Source organism: Roseateles saccharophilus, from assembly GCF_031458095.1.
GTDB classification, from domain to species: domain Bacteria; phylum Pseudomonadota; class Gammaproteobacteria; order Burkholderiales; family Burkholderiaceae_C; genus Pelomonas; species Pelomonas saccharophila_A.
In genome coordinates, this window is sequence record NZ_JAVDXU010000002.1 from 1,257,997 (window position 1) to 1,276,610 (window position 18,614).

Here is an 18,614-nt window from a genome sequence, read left to right on the forward strand (position 1 = left end):
GGATCCGCAGATGTCCAGCCCCACGACCGTCGCTCAGGATAGCAAGGTCGATAAAGAAGCCGCGAGCTCACAGGTCGCGATATCCAGGAAGTTGCTGGACTACGCGCTTGAAAGCCCGCTCAAGACGCTGGGCAGTGCCGTTTCAATCCTGGGCGGCCTGTTGGTGCTGATGTTCCTGACGGACATCGAGTTTCTGCCTGATGTGGACCTAGCGGGCATCGCATCGATGCTTTATGCAGTGGCCTTGCTTGGGCTGACACTGCTGGCGGCCATGGTGGTGCTGCTGGTCGTCCCGGCTCTGGCCATGCGAGGCGTGCGGGACATGTCTCGCAGAGGGCCAAGACACACGGCGACGGCAGCCGCGCCGACTGCGTACCCGGCCGAGCCAATGCCTAGCGGATCACGACCTGCAGCATGTGCTGAGACGGTTCCCTGGATCGTCGCTTTCGTTCTTTGGTCCGTGCTGCTTGTGTGGCAAGTGTCCGACGCGTCTCAGGAAGGGCTTCGCTGTTTTGCCGCTATTGCTGGGGGTGCTTGCCTGCTGGGTGCGGTGATCTGGGTTTGGCGCGAGTCGGTGGCGGTGCGAGGTTGGTCGACCGCAAAGCGACGCGCCATTTCGGTCAGATGGATCGTTGCCGACTCCGTCGTGGCCTTTGTCTTCTTCGTGATGCCGGTGTACGTCATCCTTCGGCTGGCGGCTGTCGGCGACCTGGGCCAAGGGTCGATATCGCCGCCGGCCTTGCTGACTTTGGTGCTGTTGCTGCTGGTGAGTGCCGTCGTGGCCTGGGTGCTGTCTACGCCTCAACCTCAGATCGGCGTGGGGGTCGGGCTGGCCTTCGGCTTGGCGCTCTTCTTCGTGGTGGCCACTCAGACTGGCAGTGTGACGGCGGTACCTCACACCATCGTGGGAAAACTCCATCTGGGAGACATCGATTTCGCCCGTGGCGGCGTCACAGCGGCGGGGTGTCGGCAGATCAATGCGGCCCTGGGTGCAACAGCCTGCGCTGTCGGCGCGGATGCTGGTGCGATGACTCCGCTTTGCCCGGTTCGTATTCGCTCGCGCGTCGGTCAGCAACTCGTGTTGGAATTCGGTGAAGTGGCTTGGAGCGAGCAACGTGTGGGGGCGACAAAGCAATGGCTTGCCGCCTGGGCGCAACCGAAGCAGCGTATGCGCAGAGTCGTCCTGGACAAGGCCGAAATGCCGTCTTGGCAGCCGTTGCAACCTTTGGTCGACGATGAGCCGCTGGCTCTCACGACGTCGGCAAAGGCCGCAGTCGCACCCAAAGGCTTGACCCTATGGCGCCCAGCGGCGGCTGCTCAGGACGAGCGCTTGCAGCGACTGTGTGATGCAGTGCTGGAGTCGTCGCCTGCGGTGACGCCCCTCAGCGCGTCGTCGCCAGCAAGCGCGACACCGCCGCCCAAAGCGCGTCGGGGCTAACCGCGGCAGATTTCATCGGTGCGTCCACCGTCAGGCTCACCGGGCTCCACACCCCGCGCCGCATCGGCTTGACCATGGCCTTGCCGCCCTCGACGCGCGAGAAGAAGCTGCCCCAGAGATTGCCGAGGGCCATCGGGATGACCGGCACCTCGGGCAGGCCCTCGATGAGCTTCATGACGCCGCCCTTGAAGGGCTGCAGCTCGCCGTCGCGCGTCAGGCCGCCCTCGGGGAAGATGCAGACCATCTCGCCGTCCTCCAGCACCGCGCGGGCGGCGGCGAAGGCGGCTTCGTAGGTGGCCGGGTCGGCCTTTTGCGGCGCGATCGGGATGGCCTTGGCCAGCTTGAACATCCAGCCCAGCACGGGGATCTTGAAGATCTGGTGGTCCATCAGGAAGCGGATCGGGCGCGGGCTAGCGGCCATCAGGAGCACGGCGTCGACGAAGGACACGTGGTTGCAGACCAGCACGGCCGGGCCGGCGGTGGGGATGCGTTCGTCGTTGATGACCTTGAAGCGGTAGATGATGCGTGTCAGCACGAAGGCGGCGAAGCGCAGCAAATACTCCGGCACGATGAGGAAGATGTAGAAGGCCACGACGGCGTTGGCGATGCCCACCGCCAGGAAGATCTGCGGGATGGTCAGGCCGGCGCCCAGCATGGCGCCGGCGATGACCGAGCTGGCGATCATGAAGACCGCGTTCAGGATGTTGTTGGCCGCGATGATGCGGGCGCGGTGGCTGGGCTGGGCGCGCAGCTGGATCAGCGCATACATGGGCACGCTGTACAGGCCGGCGAACAGGGCCAGCAGCGTCAGGTCGGCCAGCACGCGCCAGTGCGCGGTCACGCTCAGGAAGGCGCTGATGCTGTAGGGCTCGCTGGCGGGCAGGCCGGTGGCGGCGAAGTACAGGTCGATGGCGAACACGCTCATGCCGATGGCGCCCAGCGGCACCAGGCCGATCTCGACATGGCGCTTGGACAGCATCTCGCACATCAGCGAGCCGATGCCGATGCCGATGGAGAACACCGCCAGCAGCAGCGACGCGACCTGCGGGCTGCCGTGCAGCACTTCCTTGGCGAAGGCCGGGAAGTTGCTCAGGAAGACGGCGCCGAAGAACCACATCCACGAGATGCCCAAGAGGGAGCGGAACACGGCCAGGCCCTCATGCGCGAGCTTGAGGTTGCGCCAGGTCTCGGTGAAGGGGTTCCAGTTGATGACCAGATTCGGGTCGGTCGACGGGCTGGCGGGAATGCCCTGGGCCGTCGCGCGGCCGGCGATGGCCAGCGCCAGGCAGGCCCAGGCCACATGCTGGGGGCCGACGACGGGCGTGTCGACCAGGATGCCGCCGAGCAGCTGGCCCAGCAGGATGGCGACGAAGGTGCCCATCTCCACCATGCCGTTGCCGCCGGTCAGCTCGCGCTCGTTGAGCTGCTGCGGCATATAGGCGTACTTGACCGGGCCGAACAGCGTCGAGTGCAGGCCCATCAGGAAGACGCAGCCCAGCAGGGCCGGCACATTGGCGGCGTAGAAGCCCCAGGCCGCGATCACCATGATGGCGATCTCCAGGCTCTTGACGAGCTGCATCAGCCGGGCCTTGTCGTGCTTGTCGGCGAGTTGGCCGCTGGTGGCCGAGAACAGCACATAGGGCAGGATGAACAGCGCCCCGATGACCAGGCCCGCCATCTTGGACGGCAGCCAGTCCAGCTGCAGCTGGTAGGTGATCATCAGCGTGAACGCGAACTTGAAGACGTTGTCGTTCGCGGCGCCGAGGAACTGCGTCCAGAAGAAGGGCGCAAAGCGGCGTTGCTTCAGCAGCGCGAACTGATTCGGGTGTTCTTGGCTCATTGCTGGACGAGTTGGGGCGATTGGGACAGGCCGGCGCGCGGCAGCCAGGCAAACATCGAGTCCACGGTGACCGTGTCGATATGGCTGCTGAAGCGGCGCGCGCTCGGATGATCGTCGAAAGCGATGTTGGCCTGTGTCATGCGGCCACCCAGGCGGGTCATCGCGGACAGGTGCAGGTCGGTGGGCTGGTAGCCCCGGTTGCGCAGCCAGGCCTGGGCGTCGCGGCGGTTGTTGACCGCGGGGCCCGCGCTGCCGGCCAGGGTCTCCAGCACCCACTGGTTGCTTTGCTGGTAGGTCGTGCCGAAGGCATAGGCCACCATGCTGTAGCGGCGCTCATTGAAGCGGGCCACGCGGCTGTTGTCCGTCAGCACCGGCAGCAGGGCTTGCTGCAGCTCGGGTTTGAGGACGACGAAGGCAGCGTCGTAGCGGTAGGGGCGGTCCATGAAGAACTCGCCGAGGCCCTGGCGGTACAGGGCCGCATGGTCGGTGCCGCAGTGGTTGAGCTTGTGCATGACGCGCCAGACGGCGGGCTGCTGGCTGGTGTCCTTGTAGACAAAGCCCAGGTGGGACCACTGCAGGCCGTATTTGCTGAGGTCCTGCCCGGCGCGGGCCAGGATGGCGACCTGGGCGCCGCTGGCATCCAGCTGGCGGGCCGTGGCCTGGGCCAGGTTGAGGCCTTGCTCGATCTGGCGCGCCGTCGGCTGCTTCTCCTCGCAGGGCCGGCCCGCATGGGCCGTCGTGGCCATGGCCAGGGCGGCAATGGCGACAGCTGCTCTCAACGGCTCACCTGTTCGTTGTAGAGCAGGGCCTTGCCGATCTCGTTGGGGATGAAGGCGATGACCTCGCCGGCCGCCGACAGGATGGTGCCGGCGCCGATGACCGAGACGACAACGGCCGCACCGGTGGACACGACGACGCCTTCGGCGAGCTTGCCCGACGCCTTGATGCTGATGCGGGCGCCGTCCGAGGCGCGCTCCAGGATCCAGACGGTGGTGCTGCCCACGACCTCGACGGCGACGACGGTCAGCGTCACACCAGCCGACAGGATGCCGGCGGGGAGGGCGCTCAGCGCGACGCCGGTGGCGCTGACCGCGCCGACCGACAACACGACGGGAGCGACCGACAGCACGGCGCTGGCTTCTGACGGGCTGGTGTGGGCCTGGGCACTGAGGCTCAGGGCCAGGGCGGTGATGGCAAGCAGGCGCTTCATCTGCAGCTCCTCGGTTACTGGTTTTCTGTCGTGGCCTGGGCGGCGGCTTCGCGGCGGCCTTGCAGGCGGGCTTCCATCAGGTCGGCCTCATGGGCGTCGCGCAGCATCTTGGCCAGCGTGAAGACGTTGGAGATCAGATACAGCCAGCAGACGCCGAGATAGGCCTTCCAGACCGGCTGGATCTCCATGCGCCACAGGCCCCAGCCCGTCAGGCCCATGGCCAGCGCGAAGCCGCTCCAGACGACCAGGCGCCACATCGGCGTGTCGACCTGGCGGTCCTGGTTGTCGCGGATGAACTTGGCCAGCGCGAAGGCGGTGGACAGGCAGAACACATAGCCCATCACCATGAAGGCGCGGTCCAGGTCGGCGCCCGGCAGCCAGGCCAGGCCCGAGCCGCACAGCATCACGCTGAGCCCGAAGGAGATCCAGACCTGCAGGCGCCAGGCGCTGGTGTCGCGACGGATGTGGGGGTACTGAGCCATGGTGGGAGCGTCGTGTTGTGAACGAATGTTGCGGTGGCCGCGATCTTGCGCGAAGCCGGCGGGGCCCACCTCGGGAATAGTTCCGAGGCGCGCGGCAAGCGCCGAAAAGTAGCGTTTCATGCGACTTCGTGGCGCTGGAAGTGGGTCCGGGTCAAAAAAACCGACGCGGACAGGCGCGCGCCGCGCCACCGGGCGGCACGCTTCAGGGCCAGGTCGAACAGCAGGGGGTTGTGCTCGCGCAGGCGCTCGAGCGGGGCCGCGTCGGCCGCGTCCAGCAGGCCGGCACTGACCAGGGCGGGCAGGCGGATGGCGGCCGGGATGCCGGGCAGCGGGTAGTCGGAGCCATGCAGCAGGCGGGAGTGCCAAGCCTCGCGCAGCATCAGCGTGCGTGCGACCTCGGGCTCGCGGTTGGCCTGCAGCACGACGGAGACATCGCCCATCAGCAGCCCGTCCCAGTCCTCGTCCATCAGCCGTTCGAAGAGGGAAAAGGCCGGCACGTCGCGGGGGCGTTGGCGATCCAGGTCGAGCGCCAGGCCGAGCGACGCGCAGTGCGCGATGACGACCCGGACGCCCTGCTCGAGCGCTGCGCGCACCAGCAGCGGATTGCCCAGCTCGTCGCGCCTGGCGCCGGGCACGGCATGCTCCTCGCCGCAGTGCACGATGACGGGCAGGTGGCTCGCGGCCAGGCGTTCGTAGAAGGGGCGCAGGCGGCGGTCGCGCAGGTCGATGTTCATGCTGGACGGCAGCCACTTCAGCGCGACCGCGCCGTTGGCGAGGGCAGCATCCAGCCGCGCCAGCGCGTCGGGCCGGTAGGGGTGGATGGAGGCGACCCAGGCAAAGCGATCCACATGGGCCGCGGCGACGCCGGCCGCATAGGCGTCGGGCACGTGGAAGGTCGTATGCCCCACGTGCGGCCGGCCGGCGGCGTCGCAGGCCTGGTCGAAGGCGAACAGCATCCAGCGGGCACCGGGCGGGAAGTCGTCGGCCAGCGCCTTCAGCCGCTCCACGTAGGCGCGATCCACGCTCGGCGCATCGGCCGGCACGCAGGCGGCGTTCAGGATGAAGCGCTTGCGCAGCATCTCGACCGGGTGCCACCACTGGCTGAGCTGGGCGTTCACCGAGCAGCCCGAGCCGGAATCGCCGGTGCCCAGCAGATGGGTGTGCACATCCCAGAGCTGGGCCGCATCCAGCCCTTCGAAGGTCCGGGCCAGCAGCGGCTTGAGGTCGTCGGGAATGCCGCTGCGGCAGGGGTTGAGCAGGCCGGCGCGGGCCGGGCCGGCCAGTGACGTGAACAGGCCGGCGGCCGCGCCGCAGCACAGCAGATGGCGTCGGGTGAGCATGGCGATGAGGTCGGGAAGTGACGAGGGCCGCGAGCATCGCGAGGCCGTGCGCGAATGCCACCCTTTTTGCCGCGGCGGCGCGGGGCTCGCCCCTTGCGGTAGCGCCATGCGCTACCGTTGGCGCCATGTCGAGCACGCAATCCCTCGTGGCCCTGATCAAGGCCGAGTTGAAGACGCGCGGCCTCAGCTATGCCGAGCTGGCGCGCGAGCTGGAGCTGTCGGAGTCCAGCGTCAAGCGCATGCTGGCGCCGGGGGGCGAGATGCCGCTGTCACGCGTGGACGAGATCTGCCGCGTGCTGGGCCTGGAGTTCGCCGAGCTGGCCGCGCGCCTCGTGCGCGAGACGCCGACCCAGCGCGAGCTCAGCCTGGAGCAGGAGAAGGCCGTCGTCGCCGACCCCAAGCTGCTGCTGGTGGCCATCTGCTGCCTCAGCCAATGGCCGCTGGAGAACATGCTGACGCGCTATCGCATGTCCGAGGCCGAGATCGTCGCCGCCCTCGCCCAGCTGGACCGCCTGGGCGTCATCGAGCTGCGCCCGCACAACCGCTACAAGCTCAAAGTCGCCAAGACCCTGCGCTGGCGCCCGCAAGGGCCCGTCATGCAGTTCTTCCGTGAGCGCGTGATGGCCGACTTCTTTGCCGGCGGCTTCGACGGTGACGGTGAGCTGCTGACCCTGGTGCACGGCGAATTCGGCGCCGGCCACGCCCGCGAGTTGGCCGAGCGCCTGCAGCGCGCGGCCGACGATTTCGCGCGCCAGCATCTGTTGGACCAGAAGCTGCCGGCCTCGGAGAAGCGGCCCTACAGCGTCGTCATCGGCCTGAGGTCGTGGATCTTCGAGGCCTTCAGGGACCTGGAGAGACCCGGGCTGGGTCAGCGGAAGGGTTAGATCGGCAGTGCGCGGGGGCCTGGCGGGCCGGCGGCTTTGCGCTGTAACAACGCAGCCGGCCTCGCCAGGCCTTCGCCCGAAGGGTCATCCCTGGCCAACCACGACTTCGAGGTGCATCGAAACGGGTCGCCAGGGGATGCCGCGCTGTCGAGCTAGCCCTTTCGCTGGCCCTTCTCACCAGAACTCCCAACGCCCGGTCCAAATAACCCAGATGCCCAGCATGCCGTTGGTCACCGCATGCGCGATGACGGCCGTCCACAGCTTGCCGGTCTGGCGATAGAGCCAGGCGTAGGCCAGGCCGGCGACGACGGCGGCCAGCCACAGGGTGTGGGCCAGCGTGAAGACGAAGGTGGATACGACGACGGCCTTCATGCCCACCGCCTGCGGGTCCACCCGCTCGAAGGCGGGGTGCTGCACCCAGCGCATCAGGAAGCTGCGCCAGAACAGCTCCTCCATGACGGGAACGACCAGGGCGGCACCGAGGAGACGCAGCACGATCAGCGTCCAGATCGGCTGGCCGGCACCGTCCAAGGGCACGAAGCTGGCCGTGGCCGTGCCGAGCTGCATCCAGGGGGCGTCGAGCTGGATCCAGACGGCGAAGACGGCAATGCCGACGACGACGGCCCAGCCGGTCTCGCGCGCCTCGGGCAGGTTCTGGCGCGCCAGCTCGCCATAGCCGCGCCAGTACCAGGCCAGCAAGCCGGCGACGACGACGGCCTGGACGCCATAGATCCAGCGCGCATCCAGGCCCAAGTCGGCGGGCAGATAGCCGCGCAGGGCCAGCAGGGCCATGAAGACGAGGAAGGGAATGCAACGGGCGAGGGCGGCGGGGCTGAGCGCGGGGGTGTCGGCAGGCATGTCGGAACCCAGCTTAGCCCGAGGTCACGGCAGACCGAGGCCTGCCGGCCCCCCAACCCTCAGGGGTCAGGGCAGGAACTAGGGGCGCAGCAGGCCGTCCTTGAAGGCGGCGAAGACGCCGTTGGTCCAGCCAAAGCCGTCCTGGGTCTCGTACTCGCCGCCGCCGCCGGGCTTGTCCTCGGCAACGTCGTACTTCTCCAGCAGCCGGCCGGTGGCGAGGTAGACGCGATGCACGCTGGCGCACCAGCGCGCGGCAATGTCGCGGGCCAGGGCGGTATGGCCGTAGCGCAGCAGGCCCTGGGCCGCCATCCATTGCAGCGGCGCCCAGCCGTTGGGGGCATCCCATTGCTGACCCGTCGTCAGGGCGGTGGTCAGCAGGCCGTTGGTACCCAGCAGATGGCGCTGCACCTGAGCGGCCATGGCGTCGGCCTGGGCTTGCGTCGCGATGCCCAGGTACAGGGGCACGAGGGCGGCGGCCGTCAGCGGGCGCGGGTCGGTGGCGTCACGCCAGTTCAAGTCGGAGAAATGGCCCGCGTCGGCGCGCCAGAAGCGCGTCTGCAGCAGCAGGCGGCGGGCGGCGGCACGGGCCTCGAAGTCGCTAGCGGTGGCGGTGTCGCCGCTGCGGGCGGCGCCCAGCGCAATGGCGTTCTCCAGACCGGCCAGCAGCGCGTTCAGGTCGACGGGTGCCAGCGCTGTCGTCTCGATCGTCGCGATGTCGGCGGGGTCGGCGCACCAGCGGCCGGAGAAGTCCCAGCCACTCTCCGCGCCGGCGCGCAGGTCGCGCCAGACCTCGGTGGGCGTGCGACCCTTGGCCGCTTCTGCCGTCAGCACGTCCTCGCGCCAGCTCTCCTCGCGCGGCGTGCAGCGGTCGTCCCAATAGCGGTTCAACAGGGCGCCCTCAGGCGTGCTCACGACACGGCGATGGGCCTGGCCGGGTGCCAGCGTGGCCTCGCCGGCCATCCAGAAGGCGTGCTCGGCCTGCAACGACTGCAGATGGGCTGCGAAGCCGGCCGCCGGGTCGTCCGCATGCAGCAGCTCGACCATGCGGAAGAAGAAGGGCGGCTGGGAGCGGCTCAGCATGTAGCTGCGGCTGCTGTTGGGGATGAAGCCATGGGTCGCGATCAGGTGGGCGAAGTTGGCGAGCATGTGCTCGGCCAGGTCACGCCGGCCATCGGCCACCAAGCCGAGCATCGTGAAATAGCTGTCCCAGTAATACAGCTCGCGGAAGCGCCCGCCGGGCACGACATAGGGCCGGGGCAGGGCCAGCAGGCTTTCGCCTTCCTGGGCCTGGGCGTGTTCGCGCACCAGCAGTGGCCACAGCGCGCGGATGTGCTCGCGGATGCCCAGGCGCGGGCCGACGGCGGCGTCGTGGCCGGGCAGCTCGAAATGGGCATGCACGAAGTCGGACAGCGAGAAGCCGGGCAGGCGGCGCTCGGCTTCGAAGCGGGCGCGGATCAGCGAGGGCACGGTCTTGGGCCGGGCGTCGACAAAGCTCTTGCCGTCGCCGAAGACGCGCGTCATCTGCACGGCGACAAAGAGTTCGCCATAGAGCTCATGGGGCGTGGCAGCCGCGGTATGGGCGGGGGCGACGGCGTGGACGGGCGCGGTGGCGAGCAGGTCGCCGGGGCGCTGGGAACGGGAGGTCATGACGATGCGAGATGCCGGCGCAGCCGGGTGAGCGAGACCGCCAGCGCCGCGACGGGCACCAGCAGCAGGCCGAAGGCAGTGGTGCCGTCGAAGGCGACGAAGAGGCGGCCGGTGATGAAGCTGCCCAAAGTTCCGCCGAGGGCCGAGAAGACGACGATGAGGCCGGTCATGGCCGCGTGCTGGCGCTGCGGCAGCGCGCTCAGCATGGCGGAGTTGATGGCCGGGTAGATGGGAGCGAGCAGCAGGCCGGTCAGCGGCAGCAGATAGGCCGCGGGCGGGGCGTTGAGCCAGCCGACGTCACCGGTCAGCGGCTGCGCGCCCTTGGCCATGGGCAGGGCCACGAGGATCAGGCAGGCGATGCCGACCAGGCAGGCAATGACGACGGCAAACCAGCCCAGGCGGCCGATGACGGCGGCACTGGTCAACCGGCCGAGTGCCGTCGTCGCCGGCATGATGACCGCGAGGCCCACGCTCATCGCGGTGGGCACATGCAGCACTTCGTTGTTGAAGCTGGGCAGCCAGGTCGAGATGCCCTGCTCGATCAGCACGTACAGGAAGGCCGACAGCAGGAAGACCACGACCAGGGCCAGCTTCAGCAGCGGCGCCATCGCGACGAGGTCTTCGCGCAGCGTCGTGTTGGGCGACTGGATGGGGCCCTCGTCCAGCGGGCTGAACAGCAGCAGCGCAAAGGCGCCGGCGGCCAGCGCGGCGAGCAGGTTGTAGACCTGCAGCCAGCCCTTGCCTTCGGCATGTGCCGCCTGGCTGAACAGCAAAAAGCCGCCCAGCACGCCGACCATGAAGAGGCCTTCAAGCAGGTTGGTGAAGCGCGCATGGCCGGCGCGGTCCTGGGTGACCAGGCCGATCATGGAATAGGCCGAGACCTTGACCAGGGCGAAGCCCGCGCCGAGGGTGCAAAACAGCAGCTTGATGGCCCAGAAGGCCGACAGCACCGGCATGGCGAGACACGCCGCGCCAACGCCCGCCAAGGCCAGCAGCATGGACTTCTTCAGCCCGAGGCGCGGCAGCAGCGAGGCGACGAGGAAGGACGTCAGCGCGATGGGCAGGTCCTTCCACGCGTCCAGCAGCGCGGCCTCGGCGCGCGGCACGCCCAGGGTCTGCACGACCAGCAGATTGACCGCGCCGACGCTGTTCAGCAGGGCGCCGAACAGCATATAGGTCAGGATGATGGCGAGCCGGATGCGCAGGCCACCGCTCGACAGGGGCACCGCCGGGAGGGTTGAAGGTTGTGTCATGTCGAGGGCAGCTTGGAGTTCAGGCGTCGCCATCTTGGCGCCTCGTCAGAACTGGAAGCCGACGCTCAGCTCATAGGCCCGGCCAAACAGCGGCCGCGCGAGGAAGACGCCGTCCTGGCCGGCGGCCTGACCCGGCACGCGGAAGTTGCCTTCCGTCAGGCCGATCTTGTTGGTCAGGTTGGTGCCGGTCAGGCGCACTTCCAGGCCGTTATCCATGGAGAACACGGCGCCCGCATCAATCGTCCGGTAGGCCGGCAGCTTCAGCGTGTTGGTCTGGTCGGCAAAGCGCTCGCCGACGTGGCTGAAGGTGGCGAAGGTGCGCAGCTGGCCAAAGCCGGTCTGGGTCTGCCAGCTCGGCGTCAGGCGGGCCTGGAACTTCGGTGCGCGCTCAACGCGGTTGCCGGTGAACTGCTGGAAGTCCTTGTACTTGGCGTCCTGGAAGTTGCCGGTGGCGGCGATCTCGAAGCCATAGCCCGGGCGCAGGGCCAGCTCGAACTCCAGGCCGGTGGCCTTGCTGTTGGGGCGCAGCACGACGTTGCCGGCATTGGTGAACTGCTGGGTCTGGGAGTTGGTCAGCTTGTTCTGGTAGGCCGTCAGGAAGGCGCTGTAGAGCTTGGTGGCGGTCTTCAGGCCGATCTCGAACTGGGTGATGTCCTCGACAGAGTCCTTGCTCTCGTTGGCGCCACGGCCGCGCAGCACGTCGAAGTCGGGCAGGCGGTGGCCCTTGTTGACGCGCACGAAAGCGCTGAACTCACGCGTGAAGGCGTAGTTGGCGCCGCCGGTGAAGGAGCTGCGGCTGAGCTTGCTGTCGATCAGCGTGTTGCTGCCGTTGAAGTAGGACAGGTTGTTGTTGTAGATCGTCGTCGGGTCGGCATCGAGGTCGCCGTTGCTGACGTTGGCAATCGTGCCGGTGATGCGCTGGGTCTCGCGGCGGGCGCCGAGGTCCACGCGCAGCTCCTTGGTCAGCTGCCACTCGTCGGCGACGAAGAAGGCGCGGGTGTTGCCGCTGTAGCTCGCATCGAGATCGAAGGAGAAGGGCGGCGTGACATAGCCGTTGCGCGAGGCCTTGACGCCGTTGTCCAGCACCACGTCGACGAGGCGGGCGTGGGACTGCACCGTCATCAATTGGGCCTGGCCCAGGGTCCAGACGTCATGCGAGCTGTAGCCGGCCAGGTACAGGCCCAGGGTCAGGTTGTTGCCCGGCGCGATCTCGCGCGAGATGCGGGTCTCGTTGCTGGTCGAGCGCAGCGCCTTGTCCACGGCCCACATGCCGTTGACGATGACGGGCGTGCTGCCGGCGACCGTGCCGCCGCCATTGGTGAAGGTGGCGCTGCCGGTGGTGGCGGCGCGGCCGGCGGCGGCCACGACAGCTGCGTCGGCATTGGCGGCCGTGACCTGCGAAGTGATGTAGCTGGACAGGGTCTGCGGGTTGGCGCCGGAGAAGAGGGCGTAGGTTGGCGTGTCGCCGGTGGTGTGGCTGAGCTTGTTGGTCAGCGTCCAGTCACCCAGCTTGGTGTCGAGGTTGGCGCCATAGGTCTGCACATCGGCGCCGCGGCCGTCGGCCAGGTCCTTGGTGACCGTGCCGCGCTGGATCTCGGGCTTGCCATTGGGCAGGGTGCGGCCGGTGGCGCGGCCGGTCTCCAGCACGATATTGCGCAGCTCGTTGCCGTAGAAATAGTCCTTCAGCGCATTGAAGCCGGGGTAGCTGGACGCGCTCTTGCCGTCGGCCGAGCCGACCACCGGAATGGCCGTGAAGAAGGCGTTGCGGTCGCGCAGCGCGCGGGCATAGAGCTGCAGGCTGCCGGTGTCGAGCTTGCGGCTCAGCACCACGCTGGCCTGGCCGCCGCTGTCGGCAGGGAACTGGGTGTCGCGCACGCCGTCGCTCTCGCGCCAGAAGCCGCCGACCATGATGTTCCACTGGTCGCTGAGCTTGCCGGCATAGACGCCGTCGACGCGCTTGAGGTTGCCGGTTCCCGTCGTCACGCGCAGGCCGGCCTCGGGATTGCGGCCGTCCTTCTGGATGAAGTTGACCGTCACGCCGGGCTGGCCGCTGCCGAAGATGGGGCTGGGGCCGCCGCGCAGCACTTCCATGCGGTCGATGGTGTCGTCCAGGCGGAACAGCTGGGAATGCTCGAAGAAGCTCAGCGTGGGCAGGTGGTACAGCGGCGCGCCATTGAGCTGGAAGGTCGAGTAGGGGCCGTCGCCGGGCGTCGGGAAGCCGCGCACGCGGATGTTGGCGCCGGCCTGGCCGCCGGAGGTCTCGACGAAGACGCCGGGCACGGTCTTCAGGATGTCGGCCGTGCTGGTGGGCGCGGCCTGCTTGATCTGCTCTTCGGTGGCGGTCGTGATCGAGAAGCCGGCTTCCAGCTTGCGCACGCCTTCGCGGCGCGCCGTGCCGGTGACGACGACGGCTTCGAGTTCCTTGACTTCGGGCGCTTCTGCGGCAGGTTTTGCGGCGGGCTTGGCGCCAGGGCTGGCCTCCTGGGCGAAGGCGCTGCCGCACAGCACGGCGGCGGCCAGGGCGATCAGCTGCGGGCGGAAGAAGGAGCGGGCGCCGGCGCGCGGCGCGGCATGGGGCTTGTACATCTGTGGGTCTCCAATGGTTGTTATCGATCCCGAAAGCCGGCGCGGCCGTCGCCACTTTCGATGGACTGGACTTTGAGGGCAAATGTTATCGATGTCATCTGGGTTTTTACCAATGTGGTTGATCGTTGACATCGATGACATCGATTGCGGTTCTAGGGGGTTGAAGGTTTTCGGCGCACCGGCTTGCCCGCCGGGGGCAAACCCCGACAATCCGCGCCCATGAGCACCCATGACCTCACCGACGCCGAGTTCGCCGAACTCGACGAACTCCTTGCCGCCACGCCCGAGCCCCTGCAGCCGTTGGACGCCTCCATGCTGGACGGCTATCTCTGCGGCGTCATCGTGCAGCCCCGCCTCATCGAGGCCGACGAGTGGCTGCCCAATATCTTTGACTACGACGGCGGCCTGCTGCCCGAGACGGTGGATGCCGGCTGGCTGGACAAGCTGACCCAGCTCGTCGAGCGCCGCCACGCCGCGCTGAACCGTGGTCTCGTCGAGGACGGCTGGTTCGACCCCGTCATCCTGGAAGTGGACGAAGAGCAGGCGCCCGAGCCCCTGCCCGAGGATGCGACCGAAGAGGAACGCTCGGCCCGCGCCAGCTACGACGCCCTCGGCCCCATCTCGCGCGCCCTGATGCCCTGGGTGGCCGGCTTCCAGCATGCGGCCCTGTGCTTCCCCGAGCTGGCCGACATGCCCAACGAGGACGTCAGCGCCGCGATGGCCCGCCTGTACCGTCATCTGCCGGCCGAGACGCCCGAGGAAAAGGAAGTCGTCGCGACGCTGAACCGCGAGCATCCGCTCAAGGATCTGGACGACGCCATCGAGGAGCTCGTCGTCACGGTGGCCGACCTGGCCGACCTGACGGAGGCCGAGCGCTATCGCGTCGAGACCATCAAGCGCGACACGCCCAAGGTGGGGCGCAACGACCCTTGCCCTTGCGGATCGGGGCGCAAGTACAAGGTCTGTCACGGTTCCAACTGACGACACCAGCCCACCCCCTACGCGCTGCGCGCGCCCCCTCAAGGGGGCACTCCCAGCCGACCGGCAGAGCCGGATCAGCGGGAGTCGCTGGATGGGGCCCGGCGCTTTGCGCGGACCGCTAACTTGAAGCTGCAACTTTTATCTGACCTGCACCTGGAGACGGAGGCGTTCGAGCCTGTACCGGCTCCAAGCGCCGAGCTGCTGATCCTTGCCGGTGACATCGACACGACCTGGCGCAGCTTCGAGCTGTTCCGCGGCTGGCCCGTGCCGGTGCTCTTCGTGCCGGGCAACCACGAGTACGACCGCCGCGACGTGGACGAGGCGCGCGAGGCGTTGCGCGCCCACGTGAAGGCGGTCGGCCTGCGCATGCTGGATGACGAGTCCGTCGTCATGGCCGATGCCCAGGGCCGGCGCGTGCGCTTTGTCGGCTGCACGCGCTGGTGCGACTTCGACGCCTTCGGTCCTTCAGGCCGCGACCGCGCAATGCGGGCCGGCGGCTATTTCCAGAACGTCATGCAATCCACGCGCCATGGTGAGCCCTTCGGTGTCGAGGCGGTGCGTGAACTGGCACTCGAACAGCGCGCCTGGCTGGCCGACGAGCTGCAGCGCACGGGTGACTGGGACGCCACCGTCGCCATCACCCACTTCGCGCCGAGTCTCAAGAGCGCCGACCCGCGCTACGGCCGCGAGCCCGGCACGGCCAGCTTCTGCAACGACGACGAAGACCTGCTGCCGGGCGCCAGCCTCTGGATCCACGGCCATCTGCATTGCCGCCACGATTACCGCATCGGCGACACGCGCATCGTTAGCAACGCGCGCGGCCACACGAAGCGTGGCGAAGCCGATGGCTTCAATGGGCAAAGGGTGTTCGAAGTCTTGCCGGCCTGAGCCCAGCAACGCGACCGCCTGTGGCCGCATCGGTGAATGTCCTGGGGTCGCGTTACCAAGCGTCGTTTCCGTCCGGGAGAGACAGTGGTGAAGCATCCGCGGCCTATGGCGAATCTGAAGCCACCCTGAAGCCTTCCCAAGGTTTTGAAGCTTCAGCCCTTGCGGCCTGCCGGGGCATCGCGAACGGCGCCGTCGACGTCCCTAGAGTGGTTTTCGGCCCGCGCTAGACGGGTCTCGTGAAGACCACTACGGAGACAAACCGATGCATACCCAACCGGCGCTGCGGCGCCTGATCGCCTGCCTGCCCTTCCTGGCCCTGGCAACCACCCTCCATGCAGCCACCTTCCAGGCCGAGAGCGCCGCCCTCAGCGGCGGCACCGCCACGGCGGCCGACCACACCGGCTATACCGGCAGCGGCTTCGTCGGCGGCTACGTCGACGGCAACAAGGGCAACGCGCAGACGAGTTTCACCGTCAACGCGGCCACGGACGGCAACTACACGCTGAAGCTGCGCTACGCCAACGGCACCGGCTCGGCCAAGACACTCACGCTCTACGTCGATGGCGTGTCCAAGGGCCAGGTGAGCCTGGGCGCCACGGCCAACTGGGACGACTGGCTGGTGCAGACGACAACCGTCGTGCTGACCGCCGGCAATCACAGCATCGCCTACAAGTTCACCAGCGCCGACAGCGGCAACGTCAACCTGGACAAGCTGGATGTCGACGCCGTCGTCACCGGCAGCGGTGGCCGGGAGGCGGAGAACGCCGCGCTGAGCGGCGGCGCCGTCGTGGCGGCGGACCACACCGGCTACCAGGGCAGCGGCTTTGTCGGCGGCTTCACCGATGGCAACAAGGGCAACGCCCAGGTCGCCTTCAGCGTGACGGCCGCGAGCACGAGCAGCCATTCGCTGAGCCTGCGCTACGCCAACGGAACCGGCGCGGCCAAGACGCTGACCGTCTACGTCGACGGCGTCTCGGCCGGCCAGGTCAGCCTGCCCGCCACGGCCAACTGGGACAGCTGGGCCGCGCAGACCTCGACCGTCACGCTGAGCGCCGGCGCCCATACCGTGGCCTACAAGTTCACGACCAGCGACAGCGGCAACGTCAACCTCGATGCGCTGGACGTCGCGGCCGTCACTGGGGGTGGCAACCCCAATGTCACGCCGGCTAAAGCCGAGACCTGGTTCATGTCTGGCGGCGCCGCGGTGTCGACCTCGGTCACCGGCTACAACGGCAGCGGCTACGCGGCGGGCTTCACCGCCAACGGCGCACGTGCCATCCGTACCGTCTTCATGAGCGGTGACGGCAGCGCCACGGCGAGCCTGCGCTATCTCAACACCAGCGGCAGTGCCCGCACGCTGGACGTCATCGTCAACGCTGCCAGGGTGGGCACCGTCAGCATTCCGGCCAGCAGCACCTGGGCGACGCTCAGCTTGCCGCTGACACTGCGCACCGGTCACAACACCGTCGGCCTGGCCGCAGCATCGGCCGGCCCCGATGTGGGCATCGACAGCCTCAGCGTGGCGGGCGAGCTGACCGCCGCTGCCCGCGGCGCCACCGTGCGCACGACGCTCTACGAAGCCGAGACGGCATCGACCAATGCCACCGTGCTGACAGCCAGCCGCACGCCCTTCACCGTGCAGTCAGAGTCCAGCGGCCGTAGCCTGGTGCGCCTGGCCAATACCGGCCATCAGGTCAGCTTCACGACGACCCAGCCGACCAACTCCCTGGTGCTGCGCTACTCCATCCCCGACGCGCCGGGCGGTGGTGGCCAGTCGGCGACGCTGGCCCTCTACGCCAATGGGACCAAAGTGCAGGACCTCAACCTGACGTCGACCTATGCCTGGGTCTATGGCGCCTACCCCTTCCGCGGCGTGCCGTCGGACGGCACGCCGCGCCACTTCTACGACGAGATCCATGTGCCGCTGGCCAGCTACCCGGCCGGCACCGTGTTCAAGCTGCAGAAGGACAGCGGCAACACTGCGGCCTGGTACGACATCGACTTCATCGAGACCGAGGTCATCCCCGCCGCCTACGCCATGCCGGCGGGCGCCTTCTCCATCACCAGCTACGGCGCGGTGTCCGGCGGGGGTGACGCCACGTCGGCCTTCCAGCAGGCCATCGCGGCGGCCCAGCCCTCGGGCGGTGTCGTGTGGATCCCGGCGGGCACCTTCAAGCTGAGCTCGCGCATCAACATCTCCGGTGTGACGATGCGCGGCGCCGGCCCCTGGTATTCGACGGTGGAGCTGGGCAACGACGGCCATGGCGGCCTCTACGGCACGGGCAGCAACGTCAAGCTGGCCGACTTTCTGATGCTGGGCAAGGTCACGCTGCGCGACCCCGACGGTCAGGTGCTGACCGACGCGCCGCTGGAGGGCAACTTCGGCACCGGCTCGATGTTCCAGAACCTGTGGTTCGAGCACACCAAGGTCGGGATGTGGATCGACTCGGGCACCAACGGCCTCTACGCCAGCGGCCTGCGCATCCGCAACACCTTCGCCGACGGCGTCAACATCCACGCCAATGTGCAGAACGTGGTCATGGACCAGAGCGTCGTGCGCAACACCGGTGACGACGCGCTGGCCATGTTCTCGGAAGGCGCCGCGGTGACCAACTCGGCCTATCTGCGCAACACCGTGCAGTCGCCCGTGCTGGCCAATGGCATCGGTATCTACGGCGGCAATGGCAACCGGGCCGAGTACAACGTCATCAGCGACACGGTGGTCGGCTCGTCCGGCATCACGGTCAGCTCGCGCTTCAGCCCCGTGCCCTTCAGCGGCACGACGCGCATCACCGGCAACACCCTGGTGCGCACCGGCGGCTTCGAGCCCAACTGGAACGATCAGTTTGGCGCTCTCTTCCTGTTCGCCGACACGTCGAGCATCACCGCGCCCCTCGTCATCAAGGACCTCGTCATCCAGGACAGCACCTATTCCGGCATCTACATCAGCGGACCCAACCAGGTGCAGGGCGCGCTGTTCGATGGCGTGACGATCACCGGGGCCGGGACCTACGGCATCCAGATCAAGTCGGGCGGCAATGCGACCTTCCAGAACGTGACGGTCAGCGGTGCGGCCCAGGGTGGATTGAGCAACACGGGCGGCTTCGTGCTGAACCGCGGCACCGGCAACTCGGGGTTCTAACCGATGCATTCGGGCCGAGCGCTGGGCCGCTCCCGAGCCGGCCCGTCTCGGCGATGTGCTCGCGG

14 protein-coding genes are annotated in these 18,614 nt (G+C 68.2%); 5 read left to right on the plus strand and 9 right to left on the minus strand.

The window, feature by feature from the left end; genetic code table 11:
- Positions 1–10: 10 nt before the first annotated feature.
- Positions 11–1,438, plus strand: coding sequence for a hypothetical protein (locus tag J2X20_RS18665; RefSeq protein ID WP_310267621.1), 1,428 nt, complete (start codon positions 11–13; stop codon positions 1,436–1,438).
- Here the strand turns inward: J2X20_RS18665 and J2X20_RS18670 are convergent.
- From J2X20_RS18670 to J2X20_RS18690, 5 genes are all read right to left on the minus strand, one after another.
- On the minus strand, positions 1,383–3,278 hold the full coding sequence (locus J2X20_RS18670; protein ID WP_310267625.1) for an MFS transporter: 1,896 nt from the start codon (positions 3,276–3,278) through the stop codon (positions 1,383–1,385). The genes J2X20_RS18665 and J2X20_RS18670 overlap by 56 nt on opposite strands.
- A complete protein-coding gene (locus J2X20_RS18675; protein ID WP_409034173.1) occupies positions 3,275–4,024 on the minus strand; it encodes a DUF2145 domain-containing protein in 750 nt (249 codons plus the stop codon). The genes J2X20_RS18670 and J2X20_RS18675 overlap by 4 nt, the downstream gene beginning before the upstream one ends.
- 29 nt (positions 4,025–4,053) lie before the next feature.
- On the minus strand, positions 4,054–4,488 hold the full coding sequence (locus J2X20_RS18680) for a hypothetical protein (protein WP_310267632.1): 435 nt from the start codon (positions 4,486–4,488) through the stop codon (positions 4,054–4,056).
- A 14-nt stretch (positions 4,489–4,502) separates the two neighbouring features.
- The gene (locus J2X20_RS18685) at positions 4,503–4,970 is read right to left on the minus strand and encodes a YiaA/YiaB family inner membrane protein (protein WP_310267635.1); all 468 of its coding nucleotides are present in this window, start codon (positions 4,968–4,970) and stop codon (positions 4,503–4,505) included.
- A gap of 116 nt (positions 4,971–5,086) precedes the next feature.
- Complete coding sequence (locus J2X20_RS18690; protein WP_310267639.1) at positions 5,087–6,310, minus strand: amidohydrolase family protein; 1,224 nt, start codon at positions 6,308–6,310, stop codon at positions 5,087–5,089.
- 125 nt (positions 6,311–6,435) lie between these two features.
- Between J2X20_RS18690 and J2X20_RS18695 the strand changes: the two genes are divergently transcribed.
- Positions 6,436–7,194 carry a helix-turn-helix domain-containing protein gene (locus tag J2X20_RS18695; protein ID WP_310267642.1) on the plus strand — a complete coding sequence of 253 codons (759 nt, stop codon included), beginning with the start codon at positions 6,436–6,438 and terminating at the stop codon, positions 7,192–7,194.
- Positions 7,195–7,368: 174 nt separating this feature from the next.
- On the opposite strand, the gene J2X20_RS18700 is transcribed toward J2X20_RS18695, so the two are convergent.
- The 4 genes from J2X20_RS18700 to J2X20_RS18715 all read right to left on the minus strand — a co-directional run bounded on the left by J2X20_RS18700 (position 7,369) and on the right by J2X20_RS18715 (position 13,538).
- Entirely contained in the window at positions 7,369–8,052 is a 684-nt protein-coding gene (locus J2X20_RS18700) for a CAAX prenyl protease-related protein (protein WP_310267645.1), read from the minus strand.
- A 78-nt stretch (positions 8,053–8,130) separates the two neighbouring features.
- On the minus strand, positions 8,131–9,699 hold the full coding sequence (treF, locus tag J2X20_RS18705) for an alpha,alpha-trehalase TreF (protein ID WP_310267648.1): 1,569 nt from the start codon (positions 9,697–9,699) through the stop codon (positions 8,131–8,133).
- Positions 9,696–10,952 (minus strand): MFS transporter, encoded by a 1,257-nt coding sequence (locus J2X20_RS18710; protein WP_310267651.1) that lies wholly within the window; start codon positions 10,950–10,952, stop codon positions 9,696–9,698. Before J2X20_RS18710 ends, treF begins: the two co-directional genes overlap by 4 nt.
- A 45-nt stretch (positions 10,953–10,997) precedes the next feature.
- Positions 10,998–13,538: a TonB-dependent receptor gene (locus J2X20_RS18715; protein ID WP_310267655.1), complete on the minus strand. Its 2,541-nt coding sequence runs from the start codon at positions 13,536–13,538 to the stop codon at positions 10,998–11,000.
- 219 nt (positions 13,539–13,757) lie between these two features.
- Here J2X20_RS18715 and J2X20_RS18720 point away from each other — a divergent pair, with 219 nt between their 5' ends.
- The 3 genes from J2X20_RS18720 to J2X20_RS18730 all read left to right on the plus strand — a co-directional run bounded on the left by J2X20_RS18720 (position 13,758) and on the right by J2X20_RS18730 (position 18,549).
- Entirely contained in the window at positions 13,758–14,519 is a 762-nt protein-coding gene (locus tag J2X20_RS18720) for a UPF0149 family protein (protein ID WP_310267657.1), read from the plus strand.
- A 123-nt stretch (positions 14,520–14,642) separates the two neighbouring features.
- Entirely contained in the window at positions 14,643–15,407 is a 765-nt protein-coding gene (locus tag J2X20_RS18725) for a metallophosphoesterase (protein ID WP_310267661.1), read from the plus strand.
- A gap of 262 nt (positions 15,408–15,669) precedes the next feature.
- A complete protein-coding gene (locus tag J2X20_RS18730; protein WP_310267663.1) occupies positions 15,670–18,549 on the plus strand; it encodes a carbohydrate-binding protein in 2,880 nt (959 codons plus the stop codon).
- Positions 18,550–18,614: the final 65 nt, after the last annotated feature.